Raw genomic sequence first — 7,642 nt, forward strand, 5'->3', positions numbered from 1 at the left:
AGGAAGTGTTCGTCGAAATTCATGAAAATGTCCGCGGACAGGACGTCTTCATCGTCCAGCCAACCAATTTCCCGGCCAACGACAATTGTTGCTGCAGCCCGTCACGGTTGCCAGACGTGGACCAGATGGCGTGGCAGGCGCCCTGGCGCAAGGAGCATCACGTCGATGCGGATGTCGTCGCCGGGGCGGGCGAAGCGGGGGGCGAGCATTTCTGCGGCGGCGGCGACGCGGCGAAGGCGGAAATGGTCGATTGCAAGGTCGAGGTCTTCGGAGCGCTCGCGCCACTTCACTTCGATAAAGGCAATGGTGCGACCGCGACGTGCGACCAGATCGACCTCGCCCGCGGCGACGCGCAGCCGCTCGCCCAGGATACGCCAGCCGTGGAGGCGCAGCCACCACGCCGCGCGGCGCTCGGCCTTGCGTCCGCGCGCTTCGGCGGCGGCGCGTTTCAACCGGCGTCTTTCAGCGCCAGTGCGCGCGCATAAACATCGTGGCGATCGAGACCAAAGCGTTTGGCGACCGCTTTTGCTGCTTGTGCGACGGGTTTGTCGGACATCGCCTCGCGCAGCGCCGCGTCGAGGGTCGCGTCATCGGCCGCTTCGGGGGTCGCCTCGCCGGGCGGGGCGACGACGACGACAATCTCGCCCTTTGGCGGGGCATCGGCGTAGCGTGCGGCGAGTTCGGTCAGCGTGCCGGTGACGCATTCCTCGTACAGCTTGCTGATCTCGCGCGCGACCGCGGCCTCGCGGTCACCGAGCCCAGCGGCGAGTGCAGCGAGGGCGGCGGCGAGGCGCGGGCCGCTTTCGTAGAAGACGAGGCTGGCGCGCAGCCCCGCAAATTCGGCGATCGCGTCGGCGCGTGCTTTCGCCTTGTTCGGCAGGAAGCCCGCGAACAAAAAACGGTCGCTCGGCAGTCCCGACAGGGTGATCGCGGCGATCGCGGCGCACGGGCCGGGCAGGGTGGTGACGTGCCGCCCCGCCGCGCGGGCGTCGCGCACGAGCTTGTATCCGGGGTCCGAAATCAGCGGGGTGCCGGCGTCCGACACCAAAACGACAATTTCATCGGCCATGCGGCTTATCAGCGTCGCGCGCGTCCGTTCGTCGCTATGGTCATGATAGGGAGTCATCGGCACACGCAAACCAAGATGTGAAAGCAGCTTCGCCGTGACCCGTGTATCTTCTGCCGCGATCAGGTCGGCGCGCCCCAGCACCGCTGCGGCGCGCGCGCTGATGTCGCCGAGGTTGCCGATGGGGGTCGCGACGATATAGAGACCGGGCAAGGGAGAATTTGAGATGGTCGAATCTGGCATGACGCCGAAAATGGCAGAAACTGCCCCCACACGCCAAAATAATGCGCCGCCCCGCCGACAAATGTTGCGCGGGCTGGGCGTCGTGGCGATGGCGGGCCTGCTCGGCGCCTGTCAGGTTGTGCCGAAAGGCAATGGTCCGGCGACGCCGCCGCCGCCCGAAACGCCCACCGACAATGTCGGCCCCGGCCTGCCCACTGACACCGACCGCCACCGCGTCGCGCTGCTGGTGCCGCAGACCGGCGCCAATGCCGACGTCGGCACCGCGATCGCCAACGCGACGACGCTGGCCTTGCTCGATTCGCGTACCGAGCGTGTGCGGATCACCACTTATGACACCGCGCTGGGCGCCGCCGCTGCGGCGCGGCAGGCGGTCGCCGACGGCAACAAGCTGATCCTCGGCCCGTTGCTCAGCGAAGATGTGACCGCGGTGGCGCCGATCGCGCGCGATGCCAAGGTGCCGGTGCTCAGCTTCTCGAACGACAGCGGCGTCGCGGGCAACGGCGTGTTCATCATGGGCTTTGTCCCCGGCCAGTCGGTCGAGCGCGTCGTCGCCTTTGCGCGCGGCAAGGGTCACCAGCGGTTCGGCGCGCTGGTGCCCAAAAATGTCTATGGCGACCGGTCGGCGGCGGCATTCCGCGCCGCGGTTGCCGAAGCCGGCGGCACACTGGTCGCGGTTGAATCCTATGACCGCAGCGCGACCGCGCTGAGCGGCGCGGCGCGGCGGATCGCCAATGCCGGCGCAATCGATGCGGTGCTGATTGCCGACAGCGGCGGCAACGCGATCCGCGCGGTGCCGATCGTGAAGGGCAGCGGGCCGCGGCAAATTCTGGGTACCGAGTTGTGGAACACCGACGCATCGCTTGGCGGCAGCGCGGCGATGCGCGGTTCGTGGTTCGCCAGCGTCTCCGACGGCCTTTATGGCCAGCTGGCGACCAAATATCGCACCCGGTTCGGCAAGGCGCCGTACCGGCTCGCGAGCCTGGGGTATGACTCGGTCCTGCTCACCGTGCGTATTTCGCGCGACTGGAAACCGGGTACGGCCTTTCCGGTCAACAGGCTGATGGCCGCGGATGGTTTCGGCGGTATCGACGGCATTTTCCGCTTCAACAATCGCGGCATCGCGCAGCGCGCTCTGGAAGTGAGCGAAATCGGCGCCGGGGGGTTCCGCGTCGTCGATCCAGCCCCGACCAAGTGGTGAGGGGCGTGGCCTGACCACCACAGTTGCAGTGAAAAGCATTGCGATGATGTGACGCGCAGCCTTTACGGCGCGGCTGTGTTCACTATATGGGCATGGTGCGCCAATCGTACTGATTCCGCGCGCCACCGTTTAACGATCAGGAGATACAGCTATACCACCGCCCATGACTCGCCGCCCGCTGGCGCCCATGCCGCCAAAGAACGGCCCGCGATACAATGAATTCATCGCCTCGCCCAAAGTCCGCGTGATTGACGAGGAAGGCGAAAATCTGGGCGTAATGCTGACCGCCGAAGCGATCGAACAAGCCGCCGAAGTCGGGCTCGACCTGGTTGAAGTATCCCCCAATGCCGATCCGCCGGTGTGCAAATTCCTGGACGTCGGCAAGTTCAAATACGAAGCCCAGAAAAAGGCAAATCTTGCCCGCAAGAGCCAAAAGACGCAGGAGATCAAAGAGATCAAGATGCGTCCGAACATCGACGATCATGATTTCGACGTGAAGATGCGCAAGGTGTTCGATTTTCTGGAGGAAGGCGACAAGGTCAAGATGACCATGCGTTTCCGCGGCCGCGAAATGAGCCACACGCAGTTGGGCCTCAACGTGCTGCAGCGCGTCGCCGAACTGACGTCGGAAATCGCGAAGGTCGAGGCGCATCCGCGCACCGAAGGCCGTCAGATGCTGATGGTCATCGCGCCGAAATAGCAATCCAATCCTCCCTGTGGCGAAGCCATGGGGAGGGGGACCGTCCGCGCAGCGGATGGTGGAGGGGTGGCAACGGTAGCTCCAAAGCCCCTCCGTCAGCGCTTCGCGCTGCCACCTCCCCATCGCTTCGCGGCAGGGAGGATTATCTCAGCCAATCCGATAATCGAGGGCGGTCGTTCCGCCGGGGCCGCCGCCCGTTTCGTATCGGCGCTCGACCATCCGGACCGCGCCGTCCGCCGCCACCGCGACCAGCGTCGACGCGCGCGTGCCATAGACCTCGCCCATCAGGAATAGCGCCGGGTCGCCTTCGGCGGTCAGCGTGTCGAGCAGCCCTTCGGGGTCGCTGCCTGTCTCGACCACTGCGGCAAGCGCAGCGCGCAGCCTTTCGGCGCGCGGGCAGGGGCGGTCGACCGGCTCGTTCGCAAGCGCGTGGACGCCGGGCTCCAACGCCGAAATCTGCGGCGCTGGCCGGTTGGTGAAAAGACGTGGGCCGCCCAAGTCCACCGCAAACAGGTTGAAGGCGTTGAAGCGGTCGAGGTCGGCGGCGACCGGATCGGCGAAGCGGCCCTGCCCACGCAGCAGGTCGGTGACGAGCGCGCCGCGCGATTCCTTTGCCGGATCGGGCATCGCGCCGCGCACATTGGTGACGACGACGGCGCGGCCGCTGGGGGCATGGACGCCGAGCCACGTCCCGCCGGCTTGGAGGTCGCGCCCCGCGACGATGCCGCTGCCGTCCTCCCAGAAGTGGAGCGGCGCGGCGGGCCGCGCGTGAAACTCGTCGCGGTTGCCGATCAGGATGAGCGGCCAGTCAGGATGGACGCGGTGGGCTAGGACGACGACGCACATGCGCGCCCATATCGGGGCGAAGGTCGGCCTTGCCAAGCCTCTTGACAATTTCCTTGGTTGAATGTTCAATCAACTTGTTTGGACGACGGAGGGCGCCGATGGCCGACGAGTTCGCGAAGATGGGTGAAAGCCTGCGCGCCAAGACGGGCAAAGGGCTGGACGATTGGGTCGCCACCGCGCGGGCGACGGGGATCGCGGGCCATATGGCGCTGGTGAACCACCTGAAATCCGAACATGGGCTGGGTCATGGCTACGCCAATATGATCGTCCACGCCGCGAATGCGTCCTCGTCGCTGTCACAGGATGACGACGCGCTGGTCGATGCGTCATTTGGCGGCGCAAAGGCGCATTGGCGATCGCTTTACGACCAGCTGGTCGCGCTGGTCCGCGGTTTTGGCGGCGACGTCGAGCTGGCGCCGAAAAAGGGCTATGTCAGTCTGCGCCGCAAAAAGCAGTTTGCGCTGCTGATGCCGTCTACCAAGGACCGCTTCGACATCGGGCTGGCCTTGAAGGGCGAGGAGCCCGTCGGCAAGCTCGAACTCGCGGGAAGCTGGAACGCGATGGTCTCTCACCGCATCCGCATCAACGCGGGCGAGGAGCCGGGCGACGATGTGACCGGCTGGCTCCGCGCCGCTTACGACCGCGCAGGTTAAAAGATGAACGCCGCGGACACCCGCCAGCGCATCCTGATGACCGCGATGGAGCTGTTCTGGGAGAAAGGCTATCTCTCGACCTCGGTCGCCGACATTCTTTCGCGCAGCCAGGTTCATTCGGGCAGCCTCTATCATTTCTTCCCCGGCAAGCAGGATGTGCTGGTCGGCGTGCTCGAACTCTATCGGGACGGGATCGAGGACATGTTGCTCGCGCCCAACTGGGAGGGGATCGATGACCCCATCGAACGCGTCTTTGCGCTGCTTGGCGGGTATCGCACCCACCTGATCGTCACCGACTGCACCTATGGCTGCCCGATCGGCAGCCTCGCGCTCGAAATCCACGAACCCGACCCGCAGGTGCGCGAACTGATGGCGGCGAATTTTTCGAACTGGTCGGCGGCGATCGCGCGCTGTTTCGACGCGGCGACCGATCGCTTGCCGTCTGGCACCGACCGCAAGGCACTCGGCGAGTTCGTGCTGACCGTGATGGAGGGCGCTGTGATGCAGGCGCGCACCTATCGCGACATCGGCTATTTCGACCGCAATATTGCTGTATTGCGTGACTATATCACCATGTTGCTGGCGACGGCAAAGCGTGATAGCCTAGCGTGACTTTTCGGAGGGGGAGGGTGCAATGACCGAAGTTGGAAAAACGCCTTGGCATCTGTGGGTGGTCGGCGTTCTTGCCGTGCTGGTGAATGCCTTTCCCGTGGTCGACTTCACGCTGACCAATGTGGAGAATGAATTCTGGCTGTCGCCGCTGACGAGCGACCAGCGCGTTTTCATCCTCGGCGCACCTTTGTGGGCCGATGTCTGCTGGGCGCTCGGCGGTTTCGGCGCCTTCATCGGCTCGGTGCTGCTGCTCTTGCGTTCGCGTCATGCGGTGACCGCTTATATCGTGTCGATCGCCGGTCTCGCTGGATCGACCGTCTACCAGCATGTCCTGAACGGCGAAACGACGCGCGCGCTGTTCCAGAATGTCGCAATGATCGTAACGGCGGTCATCTGGGCCATCATGCTGGCGCTGTTCTTCTACGCGCGCGCGATGAAGGCGAAGGCTGTTCTGCGCTGACCATGACCGCTTTTGGGGTGGGGAGCGGACGTCGACAGATCCTCCCCATCGACTTGCGATGGGGAGGATAGCATGTCCGCAACCGGTCGTGAGCAGCCATTCTACCGCGCCCGGATAAACGCGCGCACATCCTCCGACAGTTTCCGCCGGTCTTCGTCGCGGATGTACATCATGTGGCCCGCGCCATAATAGGTGTAGGTGATGCGATCCTGCGGGATGCCGGTGCGCGACAGCGCATATTCGGCGGCAAAGAAGGGGGTCGCGAAATCATACCAACCCTGTGCGACGAGCACGCGCAGCCCGCTGTTCTCGCGCATCGCCTGCCCTATGTAAGGCGTGACGTTGAGATAGGCGTTGTCGTCGCGACCGCCGATGCGCCAGTCCCATTGGCCGCCGATCCGGCCGATCGATTGATATTCGCGGGTAGTCTTGAACCCCAGCCCATCGCGCAACCAGCTGTTGATCGCGGCGGTATAGCTTGCGTCGATGCCATAGAAGCTGGGGTCGTTATCGGGGGTTTCGCCCGCGCTGTCATAATCCTTGCCGGTGTAGCGGCTGTCGAGGCGCCCGACGGTGAGGCCGCGGTCGCGCAGTAGCTCCTTGTAGAAGCGCGCGGGGGTGACGCGCAGGTCCGCCTGTTCGAGATAGGTTTCGGAAAGCCCGGTGAAGCGCGCCAACTCGCGGCGGATTGCGGCGCGTTCGTCGCCCTGCAATTTCTGCCCCTTCAAGAGCGCGGTGGCATAGGGGCCGATCGCCCATTGCCGCGCTTCCTCGGCAAACGCCTCGACCGACGCGGCGCTCGCCTTGCCATGATAGAGCGCGGTGACCGCCATCGAGGGCAGGTTGGTGACGGGGGACAGCTCGTTGCCCGGCGTGTCGGCGCCTGCCGCGAAATCGAGCACGGTCGAGATCAGGATCAGGCCGTTGAACGCGACGTCATTATAGGTCGCGTTCATCAGCTGATGCGCGACCGCGGCGGTGCGGGTGGTGCCATAGCTTTCGCCGCCGAGATGTTTGGGACTGTTCCAGCGGCCATTGTCGGCGAGCCAGCGGCGGATCACTTCGGCGACCAGCTTGGCGTCCTGCGTGACGCCGTAATAATCCTCGGGGTTGGCCTTGCCGATCAGGTGCGAAAAGCCCGTGCCGGGCGGGTCGATGAACACCACGTCGGTGACGTCCATCAAGGCGTCGGGATTGTCGACGATGGGGTAGGGCGGTGCGCCGTCATCGACGCCGGTGCCGTTGATCGCAACGCGCTTCGGCCCGAACGCGCCCATCATCAACCAGACGGTGCCCGATCCGGGGCCGCCGTTGAACAGGAAGGTCACCGGGCGGCCCGGGTCGCGCGGTTCCTTGACATAGGATGTGGTGACGACGGCGACTTCGGCCACGCCGTCCTTGTTTTTGATGATCGTTTCGCCGATCGTTGCGGCATAGTTGATCCGCTGCCCGCCGAAGGTGCCGCTGAGTTTGGTGGTGCGGATTTGCGGTTCATAATCGGCGGCGGGCTTTTCGGCCTTCGCCTTGTCATTCTGGTCCTCGGCATGGACGATGGCAGGAACCGCGACGGCAAGCGCCAGCGCGATCAGCGACAGACCCGATTTCATAAACTTGTCTCCCCGTTTTGAAGCGCGGACGCTAATGGGCGCGCGGGGAGGGGGCAAGGGTGCTGGTCGGTTGCGGTGGGGTTTTGGTCGAAGGTGGTGGGGGTGCGTTCAGCGTCAGGACCTAGAGCGCGATCGGGTTGGACCGAAGCACTGCCTTCCTTATCGCGTTATGGGGAGGGCCTGTAGAGGTCGCTCACCCAATGAACATTCCCTCCCCCAACCCCTCCCGCAAACGGGAGGGGAGGATAGAAGCATGA

9 protein-coding genes and 1 pseudogene are annotated in these 7,642 nt (G+C 64.8%); 6 read left to right on the forward strand and 4 right to left on the reverse strand.

Annotated elements, in window-relative coordinates; translation table 11 throughout:
- Positions 1-86 (forward strand): annotated as a pseudogene (locus tag IR187_RS16490) (ribose-phosphate pyrophosphokinase-like domain-containing protein); the annotation flags it as partial.
- Between the two features lie 15 nt (positions 87-101).
- Here IR187_RS16490 and IR187_RS16495 read toward each other — a convergent pair.
- Together IR187_RS16495 and rsmI are read right to left on the reverse strand one after the other, a co-directional pair.
- Positions 102-452, reverse strand: coding sequence for a YraN family protein (locus IR187_RS16495; protein WP_194955662.1), 351 nt, complete (start codon positions 450-452; stop codon positions 102-104).
- Positions 449-1,309 carry a 16S rRNA (cytidine(1402)-2'-O)-methyltransferase gene (gene rsmI, locus IR187_RS16500; RefSeq protein WP_194955663.1) on the reverse strand — a complete coding sequence of 287 codons (861 nt, stop codon included), beginning with the start codon at positions 1,307-1,309 and terminating at the stop codon, positions 449-451. The genes IR187_RS16495 and rsmI overlap by 4 nt, the downstream gene beginning before the upstream one ends.
- A 61-nt stretch (positions 1,310-1,370) precedes the next feature.
- On the opposite strand from rsmI, the gene IR187_RS16505 reads away from it, so the two are divergent.
- Positions 1,371-2,507, forward strand: coding sequence for a penicillin-binding protein activator (locus IR187_RS16505; RefSeq protein WP_194955664.1), 1,137 nt, complete (start codon positions 1,371-1,373; stop codon positions 2,505-2,507).
- A 163-nt stretch (positions 2,508-2,670) separates the two neighbouring features.
- Complete coding sequence (gene infC, locus IR187_RS16510; protein WP_194955665.1) at positions 2,671-3,207, forward strand: translation initiation factor IF-3; 537 nt, start codon at positions 2,671-2,673, stop codon at positions 3,205-3,207.
- A 147-nt stretch (positions 3,208-3,354) separates the two neighbouring features.
- Here the strand turns inward: infC and IR187_RS16515 are convergent, their stop codons facing one another.
- A complete protein-coding gene (locus tag IR187_RS16515; RefSeq protein ID WP_324187719.1) occupies positions 3,355-4,089 on the reverse strand; it encodes an NRDE family protein in 735 nt (244 codons plus the stop codon).
- Between the two features lie 62 nt (positions 4,090-4,151).
- Here IR187_RS16515 and IR187_RS16520 point away from each other — a divergent pair, with 62 nt between their 5' ends.
- From IR187_RS16520 to IR187_RS16530, 3 genes are read left to right on the forward strand one after another with little or no spacing between them, the layout of a single operon-like run.
- Complete coding sequence (locus IR187_RS16520) at positions 4,152-4,706, forward strand: DUF4287 domain-containing protein (RefSeq protein WP_194955666.1); 555 nt, start codon at positions 4,152-4,154, stop codon at positions 4,704-4,706.
- A 3-nt stretch (positions 4,707-4,709) separates the two neighbouring features.
- On the forward strand, positions 4,710-5,318 hold the full coding sequence (locus tag IR187_RS16525) for a TetR/AcrR family transcriptional regulator (RefSeq protein ID WP_194955667.1): 609 nt from the start codon (positions 4,710-4,712) through the stop codon (positions 5,316-5,318).
- A 22-nt stretch (positions 5,319-5,340) separates the two neighbouring features.
- Positions 5,341-5,778, forward strand: coding sequence for a hypothetical protein (locus tag IR187_RS16530; protein ID WP_194955668.1), 438 nt, complete (start codon positions 5,341-5,343; stop codon positions 5,776-5,778).
- Positions 5,779-5,879: 101 nt separating this feature from the next.
- Here IR187_RS16530 and IR187_RS16535 read toward each other — a convergent pair whose 3' ends face one another.
- Positions 5,880-7,385 carry a S10 family peptidase gene (locus tag IR187_RS16535; protein ID WP_194955669.1) on the reverse strand — a complete coding sequence of 502 codons (1,506 nt, stop codon included), beginning with the start codon at positions 7,383-7,385 and terminating at the stop codon, positions 5,880-5,882.
- Positions 7,386-7,642 lie beyond the last annotated feature (257 nt).

This window comes from Sphingopyxis solisilvae (assembly GCF_015475875.1).
GTDB lineage: Bacteria > Pseudomonadota > Alphaproteobacteria > Sphingomonadales > Sphingomonadaceae > Sphingopyxis > Sphingopyxis solisilvae.